The 15757-nt window shown below is 71.9% G+C and carries 16 protein-coding genes; 6 read left to right on the top strand and 10 right to left on the bottom strand.

Annotated elements, in window-relative coordinates; genetic code table 11:
* Positions 1-71 precede the first annotated feature (71 nt).
* Positions 72-461, bottom strand: a complete 390-nt coding sequence (locus MOPEL_RS06665; protein ID WP_040633326.1) for an RNA-binding S4 domain-containing protein — start codon at positions 459-461, stop codon at positions 72-74.
* Between the two features lie 483 nt (positions 462-944).
* On the opposite strand from MOPEL_RS06665, the gene MOPEL_RS06660 reads away from it, so the two are divergent.
* On the top strand, positions 945-1340 hold the full coding sequence (locus MOPEL_RS06660) for a hypothetical protein (RefSeq protein ID WP_141631225.1): 396 nt from the start codon (positions 945-947) through the stop codon (positions 1338-1340).
* Positions 1340-2743 (top strand): glutathionylspermidine synthase family protein, encoded by a 1404-nt coding sequence (locus tag MOPEL_RS06655; RefSeq protein WP_083841773.1) that lies wholly within the window; start codon positions 1340-1342, stop codon positions 2741-2743. The genes MOPEL_RS06660 and MOPEL_RS06655 overlap by 1 nt, the downstream gene beginning before the upstream one ends.
* Before the next feature lie 3 nt (positions 2744-2746).
* On the opposite strand, the gene MOPEL_RS06650 is transcribed toward MOPEL_RS06655, so the two are convergent.
* Positions 2747-3349 (bottom strand): GNAT family N-acetyltransferase, encoded by a 603-nt coding sequence (locus MOPEL_RS06650; RefSeq protein WP_009482103.1) that lies wholly within the window; start codon positions 3347-3349, stop codon positions 2747-2749.
* 157 nt (positions 3350-3506) lie between these two features.
* On the opposite strand from MOPEL_RS06650, the gene MOPEL_RS06645 reads away from it, so the two are divergent.
* The 3 genes from MOPEL_RS06645 (at position 3507) to MOPEL_RS06635 (ending at position 6032) form a co-directional block, all read left to right on the top strand.
* Positions 3507-3830, top strand: a complete 324-nt coding sequence (locus MOPEL_RS06645; protein WP_009482102.1) for a hypothetical protein — start codon at positions 3507-3509, stop codon at positions 3828-3830.
* A gap of 269 nt (positions 3831-4099) precedes the next feature.
* Positions 4100-5494 (top strand): GntP family permease, encoded by a 1395-nt coding sequence (locus MOPEL_RS06640; RefSeq protein ID WP_245544731.1) that lies wholly within the window; start codon positions 4100-4102, stop codon positions 5492-5494.
* A 1-nt stretch (position 5495) separates the two neighbouring features.
* On the top strand, positions 5496-6032 hold the full coding sequence (locus MOPEL_RS06635) for a gluconokinase (protein WP_009482100.1): 537 nt from the start codon (positions 5496-5498) through the stop codon (positions 6030-6032).
* A gap of 697 nt (positions 6033-6729) precedes the next feature.
* Here the strand turns inward: MOPEL_RS06635 and MOPEL_RS06630 are convergent.
* The 7 genes from MOPEL_RS06630 to MOPEL_RS06600 all read right to left on the bottom strand — a co-directional run bounded on the left by MOPEL_RS06630 (position 6730) and on the right by MOPEL_RS06600 (position 12681).
* On the bottom strand, positions 6730-7509 hold the full coding sequence (locus tag MOPEL_RS06630; protein WP_009482098.1) for an EAL domain-containing protein: 780 nt from the start codon (positions 7507-7509) through the stop codon (positions 6730-6732).
* A gap of 164 nt (positions 7510-7673) precedes the next feature.
* Positions 7674-8051, bottom strand: a complete 378-nt coding sequence (locus MOPEL_RS06625; protein WP_009482097.1) for a hypothetical protein — start codon at positions 8049-8051, stop codon at positions 7674-7676.
* 125 nt (positions 8052-8176) lie between these two features.
* A complete protein-coding gene (locus tag MOPEL_RS15860; RefSeq protein ID WP_009482096.1) occupies positions 8177-8530 on the bottom strand; it encodes a cytochrome b5 domain-containing protein in 354 nt (117 codons plus the stop codon).
* 125 nt (positions 8531-8655) lie between these two features.
* Positions 8656-10449, bottom strand: a complete 1794-nt coding sequence (locus MOPEL_RS06615; protein WP_009482095.1) for an NAD-binding protein — start codon at positions 10447-10449, stop codon at positions 8656-8658.
* Positions 10450-10451: 2 nt separating this feature from the next.
* Entirely contained in the window at positions 10452-10838 is a 387-nt protein-coding gene (locus MOPEL_RS06610; RefSeq protein WP_009482094.1) for a DUF6394 family protein, read from the bottom strand.
* Positions 10839-10908: 70 nt separating this feature from the next.
* Positions 10909-11940, bottom strand: coding sequence for a uridine-preferring nucleoside hydrolase UriH (gene uriH, locus MOPEL_RS06605; protein ID WP_009482093.1), 1032 nt, complete (start codon positions 11938-11940; stop codon positions 10909-10911).
* A gap of 192 nt (positions 11941-12132) precedes the next feature.
* Complete coding sequence (locus MOPEL_RS06600; protein ID WP_009482092.1) at positions 12133-12681, bottom strand: type 1 glutamine amidotransferase domain-containing protein; 549 nt, start codon at positions 12679-12681, stop codon at positions 12133-12135.
* Positions 12682-12830: 149 nt separating this feature from the next.
* Here MOPEL_RS06600 and MOPEL_RS06595 point away from each other — a divergent pair, with 149 nt between their 5' ends.
* On the top strand, positions 12831-13748 hold the full coding sequence (locus MOPEL_RS06595; RefSeq protein WP_040633306.1) for a 5,10-methylenetetrahydrofolate reductase: 918 nt from the start codon (positions 12831-12833) through the stop codon (positions 13746-13748).
* A gap of 151 nt (positions 13749-13899) precedes the next feature.
* Here MOPEL_RS06595 and MOPEL_RS06590 read toward each other — a convergent pair whose 3' ends face one another.
* Positions 13900-15750 (bottom strand): ABC transporter ATP-binding protein, encoded by a 1851-nt coding sequence (locus tag MOPEL_RS06590; protein WP_009482090.1) that lies wholly within the window; start codon positions 15748-15750, stop codon positions 13900-13902.
* Positions 15751-15757: the final 7 nt, after the last annotated feature.

Genomic DNA, 15757 nt, shown 5'->3' with positions numbered 1-15757 from the left:
CGGCACGCGACGACGGTCGCTCCCCTCGCCGGGGGCGGCCGTCGTCGTGTGTGGGGGTGGACGGAAGCGGATCAGAAACCGGGGACGTGCTCGCCGCGGAGTTCGTCGAGGCGGCGGCGGTCGCGCTTCGTCGGACGACCGGCGCCGCGTTCGCGGACGGCGACGGGGGCGGGGCGTTCCTCCTTCGGGGGCAGCGGGGGCGACTCGTCGAGGTAGGCCTGGACGGCGAGGGGCGCGCCCACCCGCTTGGTGAGGAGTTGCTGCACGACGAGGAGGCGCGGGCGCAGGCCGCCCGTCACGGTGACGCGACTGCCGACCCGCACCGGCGTCGACGGCTTGACCGGCGCCCCGTCGACGCGCACGTGCCCGGCCTTGACCGCGGCCGTGGCGAGGGAACGGCTCTTGAACATCCGCACCGACCACAGCCAGACGTCCACCCGCACGCTGCCCGTCTCGCTCATCCCCTCAGGGTAGGCGTCCCACGCCCGGCCGCGGCTCCGGCACACGCCGCGCGCCGCGAGCGCGCGACCGCCGGCCACGCCCGTCCCGACCGGGGATCGTGTCGGACACCGCTGCGAGGCCACGACGCACGTCGGCGGGTCCGGCCGCGACGCGTCCGTCTGTGGGGCAGCCCTGCCTCGGGGAAGGTGGGAGGATGGGCCGTCGATCGGGGAGAGGGGACACGGATGACGGACGCGGGTGACGGCGCGCGACGGCCACAGGACGGGGATGCCCCTTGGCCGGCCGGCGACCCGGGATCGGCCTGGGAACCCCAGGACACGACGCCGCCGGTGCGCCCGTGGCAGCCGCAGGCAGACATTCCCGAGGTGCCCCGATGGACGCCGCGGGACACGTCGTCCCGCGGGCCGATCACCGAGGAGCCCCGCTCGGGGCGCCCCTCCGCCTCGGGCGCGACGGTGTCGCCTCCGCAAGAGCGCAAGCGCATGTCGACGGGCGTGAAGATCGGTCTCACCGCAGCCGTCGCCGGCGTCGGACTCCTCGTCCTCATGCCCGACTCCGACGACCGCGACCAGCCCACGACCCACGCGGGCGTCTGCGTCGACAAGGACACGAACACGCGCCTGCCCGACTCGGAGTGTGAGGGCTCGGGCGGCACGCACGTCCATCACGGCTGGTACTTCATCCCGTTCGGGTACTCCGCCCCCCGCCTGGGCGCGCCCGTCTCGGGCGGCTCGTTCGACGCCCCCCGCGGCACGAGCTACGTCACCGGCGGCGTCGACGGCCGCGGAGGCACGGTGAGCTCCCAGTCGGTCCACGGGGGAAAGACGACGACGGTGCGGGGCGGCTTCGGCGGCTCCGGCAAGAGCAACGGTGGATGATGCGACGCCTTCCTTCGACCCCCCGGCCCGACTGGCGCGCCCGCGTCGAGTCCCAGGGCCTCGTCTACCCCACGACGCCGCTCGAGGACGGCACCGAGCTGCCCTACTGGTTCGAGAGCGCCCATTACGAGCTCGACCCGCGTGAGGTCGACGAGCTCGAGGCGACGACCGAGGTGCTCCACCGCATGTGCGTCGAGGCCGCCCGCCGGCTCGCCCGCGGGGAGTTCGGTGATCTCGGCCTCCCGCCCGGCGCTCTCGACGTGGCCCGCGCGAGCCTCGAGGCCTACCCGCCCAGCCTCATCGGCCGGTTCGACCTCCACTGGGACGGCGAGGGCCCGGCCAAGCTCCTCGAGTACAACGCCGACACCCCGACAGGTCTCGTCGAGAGCTCGATCGCGCAGTGGTACTGGCTCCAGGACGTCCATCCCGACCTCGACCAGTGGAACTCCCTCCACGAGCGTCTCGTCCTCGCGTGGGAGGGGCTGCGGCGCCGACTGCCCGACGCGACCGTGTGGTTCGCCCATCACGAGGACGAGCCGACGGGCGAGGAACTCATGACGGTGACGTACCTGCGGGACACGGCCGACCAGGCCGGGCTCCGCACGGGGTCGATCACGGTCGGCGACATCGGGTACGACCCGGCCCGTCGCTGCTTCGTCGCCGTGGGCGAGGAGCCGATGCGCACGTGCTTCAAGCTCTACCCGTGGGAGCAGATGTTCGGCGAGGCGTTCGGCGCGTACGTCGAGCCCGATCCGCGCGGCGTGCTCTCGACGACGTGGCTCGAACCGCCGTGGAAGGTGCTCCTCTCGAACAAGGCACTCCTCGCCGCGCTGTGGGACACCTACCCCGGCCACCCCAATCTCCTGCCCGCCTACCTCGGCTCGCCACGCGACCTCGAGGAGTGGGTCGCCAAGCCGCTCCACGGCAGGGAGGGCGACAACATTCGCATCCACGCCGTCGGCCTCGACGTCGAGCAGCCGGGCGACTACGGCGACGAGGGCTGGTGCTACCAGCAGTGGTTCCCGCTGCCGGAGTTCGACGGCAACAAGGCCGTCCTCGGCTCATGGGTCGTCGGCGGCATCGCCGCCGGCGTCGGCATCCGTGAGAGCGACGGGTGGGTCACCGACTACTACTCGCGGTTCGTCCCGCACGTCATCGCCGCGCCCGCTCCCGACGCGGCAGCGCGGGAGGAGTGGCTCGAGGACGCCCGCGAGGCCGGACGCGCGGACGTCCAGGACGTCGTCCCCGGCGTGCGAGGCGGCACCCGCCCCGACGAGATGCCCGTCATCGCCCCGCTCGGCGAGCCGCGGGTGTCTCCGATCCCCGTCGTCGGTCCGCAGGACGGGCGCCGCGAGTCCGCGGTGCAGGACGCCCTCACCCGCCCCGACGTCGACGACTCCTGACCCTCAGTCGTCCAGCCCGGGCGGGCCGTCGAGGTCGGAGGTCCGGTGGGGGTCGTCGTCCGCGCCAAGCGAGGCGACCCACGCGTCGGCGAGGGTGCCGTCGGGCATGGGGAGGTACTCCGGCACGACCGCGTGCCAGGTGAACCCGCAGGCGCGCGCGACCCGCCACGAGGCGACGTTGCCGACGTTCGCCCACCACGTGATCCGTCGGCCGCCGCCCTCGAACCACCATCGGGCGAGGAGGCGCACCGCGGTCGTCATCACGTGCCGACCTCGCGCGGCGGGGTGGAGACCGAACCCGATCTCGGCGCCGCCGGATCCGCGGGGTCGCAGGTCGATCGTGCCGGCGAAGTGGGGGACGCCGTCGTCGTCGGTCCATTCGACGGCCCAGTAGCGGTGGCCGCGGGGGTCGGCCCAGGCGGCCCGCACGAGGTCGAGAAAACCGCGGGCGTCGTCCTCGCCGTAGGGACGGGGCACGGTCGTCCACCGCACACTGTCGGGGTCGGTGCACTGCTCGACGATGCCCGGCACGTCGTCGTCGCGGTGGGCGCGGAGGCGCACGGGGCCGTCGACGAGCTCGGGTACGGGTGCGGTCGGGGTCGTCATCGCTCCAGGGAACCACCTGCGCCGGCAGTCCGCAGCGACTTTCCGCCGGCCAGTGCCGGTTCATCCGGGCGAGCCCAGCGTACCCGGTGCATCCCTGAGCCCGACGTACCTCCTGAACGCCCTGAACGCGTGTGCTCGATGTTCGTAGGCTGGGGTCATGACGACCCTCATGCCTGCCAAGGACGTCCACACCGCACCCCTCACCGCCCTCGGCCTCGTCGGCGGCTACCTCACCGCCCGGGAGTCGGGCATCCGGCCGCTCGGTGGTGTCGTGCTCGGCGCCGCCGGTGCCTACGCCGGGCGCACCTGGCTCGCGAAGAAGGGCCCGGCCACGGCGGGCGGTCTCGCGGCCCTCTACCTCGCCGGGTTCGGCGCCTCTCACCCGCTCGCCAAGCAGATCGGTGCCTGGCCGTCGGTCCTCGGCGTCGCGGCGGTCAATGCCGCCGCCTCGTGGTGGTTCTGCGACCGCGACGCCGACTGAGTCGCGCGGGGGGTGGGCCCTACGGTCCGTCAGTGACCTGCGGCGCACCGCGGCCCGGCCTCCGGGCGCCTCTGGTATGCCTGCCGCACCCCTCCTGGGACCGGGGCCGTCCTGGTCACCCCGCCGCCGCCGCGGCGTGATGATGCGCCTCCCGCATCGCGTAGTCATCATGCTTGTTTCCCAGATGCCTGCTCAAAGAGCATATTTATGGCCCATAGTGGTGCCACTCGTTTTTCAAATCAGGAGGCGTCGTGTCACGACTCACCGGGATCCTCATCGCCGCGGACCCCGCTCCGGTACAGCCCGCCTACTCCACCGGAGTGCTCCTCGGTGTCGCGCTCGCAGCCGTCCTCGTGCTGCTCTTCCTCATCATGAAGGTCAAGCTGCACGCGTTCGTGTCGCTCGTCCTCGTCAGCCTCGCCACCGCGGTGATCACGAAGATCCCGCTGGGCGACCTCATGAAGACCCTGCTCGACGGCTTCGGCGGCACGCTCGCCAACGTCGCGCTCCTCGTCGGCCTCGGAGCGATGATCGGCCGCCTCCTCGAGGTCACCGGCGGTGCCCAGGTGCTCGCCGACACCCTCATCAACCGCTTCGGCGAGAAGCGGGCCGCGTTCGCGCTCGGCGTCGCCTCGCTCCTCTTCGGCTTCCCGATCTTCTTCGACGCCGGCCTCGTCGTCATGCTGCCGATCATCTTCACCGTCGCCCGCCGGTTCGGGGGCTCGGTCCTCACCTACGCCCTTCCCGCCGCCGGTGCCTTCGCCGTGATGCACGCCTTCGTGCCGCCGCACCCCGGCCCGGTCGCCGCCGGTGATCTCCTCGGCGCCGACATGGGTCTCCTCGTCATCGTCGGCATCCTCGTCGGTCTGCCGACGTGGTACCTCGGCGCCTACCTCTACGGTCTCCACGCGGGTCGTCGGTTCGACGTCCCCGTCCCCGCCGTGCTCGGCGAGGTCCACGACGTCGACCCCGCCCGCCGGCCGTCCTTCGGGCACGTCCTCGGCCTGCTGCTCCTGCCGCTGTTCCTCATCTTCCTCAACACCGGCCTCAACACGCTCGCGACGAACGGTGTCGTCGGCAAGGAGGAGACGTGGGTCCAGGCCCTCCGGCTCCTCGGTCAGACGCCGGTCGCGCTCCTCATCACCCTCCTCGTCGCCATCGCGACCCTGTCCCGCCCCGGTTTCCGCCGCGGGGACATCGAGAAGGTCTGCAACGACGCGCTCGCCCCGGTCTGCGCGATCATCCTCGTCACCGGCGCCGGTGGCATGTTCGGTGGCGTGCTCCGCGCGAGCGGCATCGGTGAGGCCCTCGCGGGCAGCCTGCAGGCCACCGGCCTGCCGGTCATCGTCGCGGCGTTCCTCGTCTCCACGGCGCTCCGCGTCGCGCAGGGGTCGGCCACCGTCGCCCTCACGACGACCGCGGGTCTCATGGCCCCGACCGTCGCCGCCACGCCGGGCCTCTCGGCGATGGACCTCGTCTGCATCGTCCTCGCGATCGCCTGTGGCGCCACCGTCCTCTCCCACGTCAACGACTCGGGCTTCTGGCTCGTCGGCCGGTTCCTCGGCATGGACGAGAAGACGACGCTGCGCACATGGACGGTACTGGAGACGCTCCTCGGCGTCATCGGGTTCGTCTTCGCCGCACTGCTGAGCGCGGTGTTCTGACATGGCGACCGAGAACGGACCCCGGCACGTCGTCGTCATGGGCGTGTCCGGCTCGGGCAAGTCGACCGTCGCGGGCATGCTGCGGGAGCGGACCGGTTGGGAGTTCGCCGAGGCCGACGATTGCCACCCGCAGGCCAACATCGACAAGATGGCGGCCGGCACGCCCCTCACCGACGAGGACCGTCTGCCGTGGTTGAAGGCCCTCGCCGCGTGGATGGCGGAACGGGGGCGTGGGGGGCGGTCGAGCATCATCACGTGCTCAGCGCTCAAGCGTTCCTACCGCGACCTGCTGCGGGAGGCGGGCGACGTGACGTTCGCCCACCTCGACGGCACGGAGGACGTGTTGTCCGGCCGGATGAGCGGCCGCAGCGGTCACTTCATGCCGTCGAGCCTCCTCCGCTCCCAGCTCGACACGCTCGAAGCCCTCGGGAGGGACGAGCGCGGTCTGGTCCTCGACGTCCGACGCTCCCCGGAGGACATCACCGAGGAGATCCTCCGCCACCTGGATCTCGCCCCCGGCGAGTCCACGGCCGACTGAACCGGGCGCCCCGTCGAGGCGCCACCACCGACCGATCGGCCCCTGCCCACGCACGGCCCCGGACGCCTCCCGCGTCCGGGGCCGTGCTCCGTCGGGAGGAGGGCGCGACGTGCGCCCCCTCGGCGGGGACGCGAGGTCGCCCGCCACTGGGTCGGGGCGACCGAAGAGCCATCCCTGCGCAAGAGAGCAGCCGGGCGGGCGAGTACCGCCGCCAACGCGGCGGCGGAGAGGCGTGCGGTGAGCGTCTCGTGGAGGGCGCGGGAGATCGTGACGAGGATGAGCGCGGCGGGGCGTCGACCCCGAGGCCTCCCGTCCTCCCCTCTCCCGCGTGAGGTCGCGCACGGAGGGATGGAGGGCGTACCCGCCGAAGTGGAAGATGCCGACGAAGCTCGTGGGGTCGATGTCGGCGGAGACCCGGTTGGCGGCGAGCGACGCGAGGAACGACAGTCCCGCGAGCATGTGCGGTATCCGCACCCGCACGGGGCGGACGCCGTGGAGCACGAAGCGGAGCAGAAGACGCCGATGAGGGCTGCGCCGGCGACCGCATGGAAGGGGTGGCCCCGTCCTAACGCGTCGACCGCGTAGGCGAGCGCCGCGGCCGCGGCGAGGACGACGGCGCCGCCCGTGAGGAGCCGTCGCCTCGACCGGGCGCGGGCGTGCGTCACCGACCGGGCAGGAGGCGTCGCCGGTGGTGGTGTCAGGCCTCGGGGAGGAACACCGGGTGGGAGAGGGTGGCACCTGCCGGGGCGGGTTTCCCGAGGAGGAAGCCCTGCGCCCACTCGAAGCCCAGGTCTTGCACGGTGGTGAGTTGCTCGGGTGTCTCGACACCGGCCGCGACGACGGGGAGGCCCTCGTCCTGCACGGCGCGCGCGAGGTCGGTGAGCGGCCCGTCCTCACCGGCGAGGACGGAGGGGTGGAGCGTGATGATGTCGACGGGGACGGCGGCCGCGGCGGGGAGGAGGTCGAGGTCCTTCGCGGTGAACCCGTCGAGGCAGAAGGAGATCTCGAGGTCCTGGAGCCTCCTGAGCCGGTCGAGGGCGGCGTCCTCGGCGTGGAGGTCGCGGAACAGGCCCGTGGGGATGTCGACGAGGAGCCGGTCCGGGGCGACGCCGTGGCGTTCGAGAGCGCCGGTGACGTCGGCGACGAGGTAGGGGTGCGCGATCGTGTCGCGGGAGACGTTGACGCGGACGATGAGACGTGGCGCGTCCCCGTCGCCGTCAGTCGGGACGTGCAGGTGGGCGAAGCGGCCGAGCGCCTCGTCGAGGACCTGGAGGTCGACCTCGCGGAGCCGTCCGCGTTCCTGCGCCTCGGCGAGGAACCCGGCGTGGAGCCGTTCGTCGTCGGACCGGTCGGTCCGTTCCCTGCGGGCGAGGGCCTCGAGGCCCTGGAGCCTGCCCGTGCGCAGGTTGTAGAACGGTTGGAAGTACGTGACGACGGCGTCACCCGCGCCCCGCGGTTCCCCGTTGTCGGTCACCATCGCCACCACCGCTCCTTCTGTCTGCACCGTCGGCGCCCTGTCTGCTCTCGTGGATCGTGAGCTCGGGCCCGTCCCCATGATTCTCGGACATGAACGGGGCCTCGGGTGGGGGCCGCGCCAGGGAATCGGCGACCGGTTTCGTCGTCGGGCGGGCCCCGGGAGGGTCAGGCCTGGGCGTCGATGAGCAGCCCCTTGTCGAACATCCCGAAGAGGGCCTGGGAGCCGAGGCGCCGCGCGGCGAGAAGTGCCCCGAGGCCCGTCCCTCCTCGCAGCGAGTCGAGGAGTTCGCGGGGCGGCATCCGAAGGAGGCGGCCGAGTCGACCGAGGCCGTCGCGTTGCACCGGGGTGATGTTGTCCGAGAGCAGGCCGGAGGTGAGCTCCGGGTTCTCGAACCCGCCGGTGGGCCGCTGGGTGTCCCGGCCTGGGACGCGCGGCGGCGCCGGGGTCGGTGCAGGCGCACCGACACCGGAGAGCGAGTTCGTCGCGGCGGCGGTCGCCGACGCCCGCATCGGGTCCATGCCCTCCACACCTGCCACGGTCACGGCGTCCTCATCGGCCGCCGGTGGCCGTTCCACACCGATCCGGGGGAGGTTCTCCGACGGATCGGCCCGGGTGGCGTGTCACCGGCCCGGGGCCGGGTCTGCCGTGTCGTGGGTCGCCGCCCGGATCAACCCTCGAGCACGCCGATCTGGAAGGTGGTGAGCCGGTTCTTCGGCGCGGTGTCGTTGCCGTGCTGGCCGCTGAACGCGCCGCTGGCGTCGTTGCCGCAGAGCGACTCGATGCGGGTGGGGCCGCCCGGGTGCTGACCGATCCACTGCGTGACGTCGTAGACCTTGCCGTCGACGATCGTCCAGCACGAGCTCGGGTCGGCGTGCTGCTTGACGTCGGCCATCGTGTACGTCGTGCTCGCGGCGCTCGCCGGTGGCTGCGCGGCGGGGGCGTCGGCGGCGTCGTCGCCACCGCAGGCGGCGAGGGGGGCGGTGAGGAGCACGGCGGCGCCGCAGGTGAGGATGCGCTTCACGGGGAGGTCCTTTCGTGACGGGGTCGGAGGCCACCGTACGGACATCCCCGCATCCGCCGCCACGGGAGTCGGCGGTCCTCGCGTCGTCCCGTGACGGGGGCGAGGAGGACGCGCCCCCCGGGGCGTCAGGAGCCGGTGACGCTCGTCGAGCCGCCGTCACCGTCGTCGTGGCGCCGGACGTGCCGCCCACGGGAGATGACCCGGTCGCTCGTGCCGTGGGCGCCGGTGAGCCGCCGCCACAGCCAGCTGTCGGGGACGCGGCGGCCGGTGGCGACGTACTCGACGACGGAGTCGTAGTCGAGGATCTGGACGAGTTCGTCGAGCCCCCGCCGGGTGCCGGCGACGAGGATCTGGTCGCCGTGGCGGACGGGCTCCTCGTCGGCGGGGCCGTAGAGCGTCTCGTCGTCGCGGGCGAGGAGGAGGACGGTGAGCGGCAGGGGCGTGTCGCGGTCGTCCGGGTGGCGGGAGAGGTCCCCGACGGTGAGGTCGGAGTGTCGCAGCCACCGGTCGACGGCGGGTGCGCCCTGCCGGCCGAGGTGGACGAGGCGGCGTTCCGGCGGCTTCTCCCCGGACCGGGCGGTGAGGCGTTCCAGCAGCTTCGTCGACCAGGACTCGTCCTGGAGCAGCGCATGCTCGACGAATGCCCACGTCACCGGGGTGACGACGCGGACGAGCGCCTCGTTGGCGACGAGGTCGGTGGGTGAGTAGACGGCGTCGATCTGCAGCGCCTCGATGAGCGCGCGGTGGGCGTGCGAGCTCTGTCGGACGGCGACGAAGAGGTCGGGGTCGTCACGGCGGGCTCGTTCGGCGAGGGCGAGGTTGACCGTGTCGGAATCGGTGCCGGCGATGAGTCCGACGGCACCGGTGACGTCGATGCGGTCGTCGTCGGGCTCGACGACCTCGACCTCCAGCCCGGCGAGGTCGAGGTCGTGGGCGACCTCCTGGACGAACGCGTCGGATCCGACGAGGATCCACCGCCCGTCCGCAGTCATCGCCGACCGGTCGGGGGTGGGGGCGCCCTGTTCGGACATGAGGAGGGAGACGAGGCGGTACGTGGCGGGCCGTTCGAGGGCGAGGAGGAGGTACTCGCCGAACCGGTCGGTGGGGTTGACGACGACGGCCGTCTCGAACTCGCGCATCCGTCCCGCCGAGGCGCGGCCGTGGGCGCGGGTGATGACGGGGATGTCCGGGCGGAGGAGCGAACCGGCCATGACGACGGCGAGGTTGGTGTCGTCGTCGTCGGAGAGGGCGAGGAGGGCACGGCATCGGGCGTCGCCGAGACCGGCGAGGCCGAGTACCCCCGAGAGGGCGCCGTCGGCGGCGAGCCCGGGTACGTCGGCGTAGAGGCTGTCGGTGGCGAGGCGCTCGATGGGGGACTCGGAGCGGTCGAGGACGACGACGCGGTGACCGTGCGCGTCGAGGTCGAGGACGACTTGACGCCCGGCCTTGCCGTAGCCGACGACGACGACGAAGTTCTCCCGGAGTCGCCGCACCCGACGGCCGAACCGGTGGGTCGCGAACGCCTCCCGCACCGTCGAGTCCTGGAGGAGGTTGATGCTCGTGCCGATCGCGTACGCCCAGCCGATGACGGTGAGGTAGATCGAGAACGTCACCCACATGCGTTGAAGGGTGGTGAACTCGGTGATCTCGCCGAAGCCGATCGTCGTCGCCGTGTAGGTGATGAAGTAGAACGACTCGAAGAGGCTGAGCCGCGACCCGTCCTGCCCGGGGAGGAGGCTGAGGCCGACGACCGAGATCGTGAAGATGACGATGAGGACGATGAGCGGCACCCGCAGCCGCCGCAGCATGAGGAAGATCGCGTCGGTCGAGGGGACCTCGCGGGGGACGGCCACGGGCAGGTGGCGGCGGGCGCGGCGCGCCCGCGAGTCCGACAGCAGCAGGAGGAGCGGGTTCGCCATCGTCAGCGGCGCTGGAAGGAGATCGTCTCGACGACGAGGAGTACGAGCGAGACGACGTTGGCGAGGAGAGCCCCGCCGGAGAGGGACACGACCATCGAGATCGCGCGCGGGGTGAGTTCGTCGGGTTGGGTGTTCTGGAAGTAGACGAGCAGGCACGTCGCGGTGAAGAGCTGCAGCACGGCAACGAGGGAGGTGGCGAGGTGCGTCGCTCCCATCAGGGTGCGGTCGCCGAACTTGAGGACGAGCGCGATGACGTTGACGATGACCGCGGCGTAGAGCTCCCACGGGCTGTGCATCGCCGGGTCGCCGAGCTCCCCGATGAAGAACCCGAAGTTGAGCGTTGCGGCGAGCAGGACGACGAAGGAGAAGACGACCTTCTCGAGATTCATGTCTTCGAGGCTAACCGGCGGGGGGCGTGTCGCGCGTGGGCGCGTGGCGGCGGGGTCGGTGTCCTGCGGTTCACCCGGGGGCGTCGACCTGCTCGGTCGTCTCGACGAGGTCGGCGGCGTCGACCGCCGGCGTGGGCGCCACGGCCCCGGGGGCGGGTGTGGGCCCGGCCGCGGCGACACGGTGGAGCGCGTCGAGCACGAGATTCCAGAACCGGTCGACGTCGAGCTGTTCGGCGACCTGCGTCGGGCAGGACTCGTCCGCCGGGAGACGCAGGTCGGCGACCGTCATGCCGCGGGTGAGGGTGCCCGTGAGCTCGACGGAGATCGGGGCGCGGCGGGTCGTCATCACGTCGGGGTCGACGGCGTAGGCGACGGCGCATGGGTCGTGCAGCGGCGGATGGTCGAGGCGGCCGCTCGACCGGTAGGAGTCGCGGTAGAACGAGAGCATCCCGAGGGTGAGGTCGGCGACCGGGCCGCCCACCTCGGCGATGCGGGCGAAGACCTCCTCGGTCGCCTGCGCCTGGTGGGTGAGGTCGAGGCCGACCATCGTCACCCTCCAACCGGCGGAGAAGACGATCTGGGCGGCCTCCGGGTCGCATGCGATGTTGAACTCCGCGACGGGGGACTGGTTGCCCACGCGGATCGCCCCGCCCATGAGCACGACCTCCGCGACGCGCTCGACGATACGCGGCTCGCGCCGGACGGCGAGGGCGATGTTCGTGAGCGGGCCGACGGGCACGAGGGTCACCGTCCCCGGCTCCTCACACATCACGGTGTCGACGATGACCTCGACCGCGTGGCGGGTGTCCAGCTCGATCGTCGACTCGGGGGTGTCGACGCCCCCAAGTCCGGACTCGCCGTGCACGTGCCCCGCGTCCTGGGCCGGCTCGAGCAGCGGGCTGTCGGCGCCTGCCGCGACCGGCGCGGTGACCCCCGCGAGGGACCCGACGCCCAGGGCGTTGCGGGTGACCTTCTCGAGCGACTGGTTGCCGCCGACCGTCGTCACGGCGAGGAGTTCCACGTCGGGGTTGCCCTGCGCGAGCATGATCGCCACGGCGTCGTCGAGGCCGGGGTCGCAGTCGAGGACGATCTTGCGGGGCATGGCGTCTCCTTCGCTCCGTCGCGTGGGGATCATCGTCCCCCACCGCGCCGATCCGCGGAGCCGATCGCGCCCATCGGTGAGGAATCGCGCCGGCTCGTGAGGGCCGGATCGTCCCGTGATCGCCCCAGGATCTCCCTCGGAGACGTGGACGGGCCCCGCCGTGAGGCAGGGCCCGTCCGTTCGGGGGTCGCGTCACTTCTTCGCGGCGGCGATCTTCTCGACGAGCGTCGAGCAGAAGACCTCGAGGTCCCCGGGGGCGCGGCTCGTGATCAGGTTGCCGTCGACGACGCACTCCTCGTCGGTCCACGTGACCCCGGCGTTCTTCAGGTCGGTGGAGATCGAGACGTAGGACGTCATGCGGCGACCCTTCGCGAGGCCCGCGTCGATGAGGATCCAGGGCCCGTGACAGATCGACGCGACGGGCTTGTCGGCGGCGAAGAACGCCTTGACGAACTCCTGGGCGTCCGAGTCGATGCGGAGGGAGTCGGCATTGACCGTACCGCCCGGAACGACGAGCGCGTCGTAGTCGTCGGCCTTGGCATCCTTCACCTCGACGTCCACGTCGAAGGAGTCCGCGTGGTCCCAGTCGCCCTTCATCGCGGTGATCGAACCGGATTCGGGGGAGACGAGCACGGGGGTACCGCCCGCCTTCTTCACCGCGTCCCACGGCTCCGTGAATTCTGCCTGCTCCACTCCGTTGCCGAGGAGGAAGGCGACCTTCGTGTCGGTGATGTCGGCCATGGTGATGGCTCCTTTCGTCGGCGGATCGACCCTCCCTTACCCGCGATGCCCCTCCTCGACACCTCCCCCCCGCCGCCGGGGTGCGACGCCGCCGTCCCGCCCGACCCCTTCCCGGCATCCGCTCGGGGCGCGCCGCGTACCCTGCGGGCGTGTCCGACTTCGCCACCGCCCTTGCCGATCGGGACGTCCTCCTGCTCTTCGGGATGACCCCGCCGCGCATCACCGTCTCCGAGGACCGCGCGCAGGAGGTCGCCGACGCGATGCTCACGCGCCTCGGCGGTCTCGACATCGACGGCCTCATCCTCTACGACCTCGACGACGAGTCCGAGCGCACCGACGAGGAGCGTCCGTTCCCCTACCTCGAGACCCTCGATCCCGGGGACTTCCTCGACCAGCACCTCGGCGCGCTCGACGCGCCCGCGGTCGTGTACCGCTCGATCGCCAAACACGACGAGCCGAGCCTCACGGCGTGGCTGGACTCGACGCCGCAGGGGCAGGCGACGGTGTTCGTCGGCGCGCCGACCTCCGACAGGCCGCTCGACATCTCCCTGCCCGACGCGCAGGCACTGTGCCGGGCGCGGCGTCCCGACATGCCGCTCGGCGCGGTGATGATCCCCGAGCGCCACGGTGGCCGCGGCGACGAACACATGCGGCTCATCGCCAAGCAGGAGGCCGGGGTGAGCTTCTTCGTCTCCCAGGTGGTCTACGACATGGCGGGGGCGAAGAACGTCGCCTCCGACTACGCGTACACGTGCCGCACCCGCGGCCTCGCGCCCGCGCGGCTCGTGTTCACCCTGTCGTTGTGCGGCTCCCGCAAGACCCTCGAGTTCCTCCAGTGGCTCGGCGTCGACGTGCCGCAGTGGGTGCGCAACGAGCTCGTCCACTCCGACGACCCGCTCGGGATGTCCGTCGTCCACGCGCTCGACACCGCGCGCGAGCTGCGGGCGTTCTGCGACCACCTCGGCGTGCCCGTCGGGTTCAACGTCGAGAGCGTCTCCACCCGCCGCACCGAGATCGACGCGGCCGTCCACGTCGCCCGCCAGATCGACTTCGAGATGCGCCGCTGACCCACCTCGGGCTCCACCGCACACGAGGGTGCGGGGCCCGTTCGTGCATCGGCTGGTCACGGCGGTGCGGCCGGAAGCGATCCGGGGAGGGCCCGCATCGGTGATCGTCGTCAGGGCCCGCTCTCGTGGTCCGACCGGCGACCCGAGCCCGTCAGCGGGCGGTCTGGTAGGCGTTGAGGTAGGAGTCCTCGCCCCGTCGCTGCAGGGCGAGGAGTCGGCCGTAGACGCCGTCGGTGCGGGCGAGCTCGGCGGGCGTGCCGATCTCGTCGACGACGCCGTCCTGGAGCGTGACGATGCGGTCGACGCCCGCGATCGTCGAGAGCCGGTGCGCGATGACGAGGGACGTGCGCCCCCGCATGAGGGTCTTGAGGCCCTCCTGCACGGCCCGCTCCGAACGGGTGTCGAGCGCGCTCGTCGCCTCGTCGAGGACGAGGACGGACGCGTCCTTGAGCATGGCCCGCGCGACGGAGATCCGCTGCTTCTGACCGCCGGAGAGCTTGAGGCCCCGCTCCCCGATGAGGGAGTCGAACTCGTCGTCGAGCCCGGCGATGAAGTCGGCGGCGTTCGCGCCCGCCGCGGCCCGTTCGACGTCCGCAGCGGAGGCGTCGGGGTTGCCGTAGCGGATGTTCTCTCCGACGGTGTCGGAGAACAGCGACGGGTCCTGAAAGACGATCGAGATGCGTCGACGCAGCTCCTCCGGGGGCAGGTCGGCGATGTCGACGCCCTCGAGGAGGATCCGCCCGGAGCGCAGCGGGTAGAGGCCGAGGAGGAGGTTGACGAGCGTCGTCTTGCCGCCGCCGGACTCGCTCACGAGTGCGACGCGCTCGCCGCGGCGCACGTCGAACGTCACGTCGCGGAGCACGTCGGGGCCGTCGCCGTACCCGAACCGCACGTCGTCGAACTCGAGCACGGGGGCGTCGTCGGCACGGTCGGGGAGCGCGGGCATCGTCTCGGCCGCGAGGGCCTCGGTGGCGTTCATGACGCGGAAGTAGTCGCGGGAGCCCGCGACCGCGTGCTGAGCGGTGTCGAGCATGAAGCTCATCATCTCGACGGGCTGGCGGGCCATCGACACGAGCTGGATGAGGAGCACCATCACGCCGATCGAGAAACCGCCCTCGAGGGTGCGCCAGAAGATGAGGAAGTACATGCCGGCGAAGACGACGTTGAGGACGCCCCGGCGGATGACGTCCATCGTGTGCCAGTGCCGCGCCTGCGCCTCCGTGGTCGCGTCGGTCTCGTCGAAGTGGTCGGTGAACGTCTCGAGCTCGTGCCGCTCCCGCGCGAACGAGCGCACGACGCGGATCTGCCCGACGACCTCGGCGAATCGGCCACCCGCGGCGTCGATGTGGGCGTTCTTCTCGCCCTCGAGCCGCTGCCACGTGCGTGAGGTGAGGCCGGTGAGCCACACGTAGACAGGGAACACGACGAGGAGCAGCACCGCGAGCGGCCAGTAGTAGACGGCGCTGATGACGAGCACCGCGATCGTCTGCACGAGCATCGTGAAGAACGTGTTCGCCATCGCCTTGGCGAACTGCGACACCTCGGCGATGGACCGGTTGAGGCGGGAGACGATCGTGCCGGTCATCTCCTCGTCGAACCAGCTCTGCGGGAGGCGGAGCAGCTTGTCGAGGTATCGGGTCGAGAGCATCGCCCGGATGCGGTTGGAGAGGACGTCGCCGGTGTAGCCGCCGACGTTCTGGACGACGGTGGCGAGGAGCTGGGTGAGGAGGATCGCCCCGGCGAGCAGTGCGAGCGGCTGCACCGAGTCGGCGGTCCGCCCGGAGGAGACCGCCTGGACGATGAGGTCCGTCGCACGGCCGATGAGGAACGGCGTGACGAGCCCCGCGGCCGCCGTGACGACGGCGCACAGGGCGACGACGACGTAGGCCGTGCGCAGCTCCCCGGTGAACCGCATGATCGCGACGAGGGACCCGATCATCCCCTTCTCCCGGTCGGGTCCGGGGTCGCCGGACGGACGGGTGGAGTCGGGGCGTGCAGGCATGGGGGAC

The organism is Mobilicoccus pelagius NBRC 104925, from assembly GCF_000247995.1.
GTDB classification, from domain to species: Bacteria; Actinomycetota; Actinomycetes; order Actinomycetales; family Dermatophilaceae; genus Mobilicoccus; species Mobilicoccus pelagius.
This window is presented reverse-complemented; position numbering and strand designations above follow the sequence as displayed.

Coding starts and splice junctions, on each gene's coding strand:
- MOPEL_RS06630 (WP_009482098.1), bottom strand. CDS start 7,509: ATGGTGACCGACAACGGGGAACCGCGGGGCGCGGGTGACGCCGTCGTC.
- MOPEL_RS06650 (WP_009482103.1), bottom strand. CDS start 3,349: ATGACGACCCCGACCGCACCCGTACCCGAGCTCGTCGACGGCCCCGTG.
- MOPEL_RS06590 (WP_009482090.1), bottom strand. CDS start 15,750: ATGCCTGCACGCCCCGACTCCACCCGTCCGTCCGGCGACCCCGGACCC.
- MOPEL_RS06665 (WP_040633326.1), bottom strand. CDS start 461: ATGAGCGAGACGGGCAGCGTGCGGGTGGACGTCTGGCTGTGGTCGGTG.
- MOPEL_RS06635 (WP_009482100.1), top strand. CDS start 5,496: ATGGCGACCGAGAACGGACCCCGGCACGTCGTCGTCATGGGCGTGTCC.
- MOPEL_RS06660 (WP_141631225.1), top strand. CDS start 945: ATGTCGACGGGCGTGAAGATCGGTCTCACCGCAGCCGTCGCCGGCGTC.
- MOPEL_RS06610 (WP_009482094.1), bottom strand. CDS start 10,838: ATGAATCTCGAGAAGGTCGTCTTCTCCTTCGTCGTCCTGCTCGCCGCA.
- MOPEL_RS06645 (WP_009482102.1), top strand. CDS start 3,507: ATGACGACCCTCATGCCTGCCAAGGACGTCCACACCGCACCCCTCACC.
- MOPEL_RS06600 (WP_009482092.1), bottom strand. CDS start 12,681: ATGGCCGACATCACCGACACGAAGGTCGCCTTCCTCCTCGGCAACGGA.
- MOPEL_RS06615 (WP_009482095.1), bottom strand. CDS start 10,449: ATGGCGAACCCGCTCCTCCTGCTGCTGTCGGACTCGCGGGCGCGCCGC.
- MOPEL_RS06655 (WP_083841773.1), top strand. CDS start 1,340: ATGCGACGCCTTCCTTCGACCCCCCGGCCCGACTGGCGCGCCCGCGTC.
- uriH (WP_009482093.1), bottom strand. CDS start 11,940: ATGCCCCGCAAGATCGTCCTCGACTGCGACCCCGGCCTCGACGACGCC.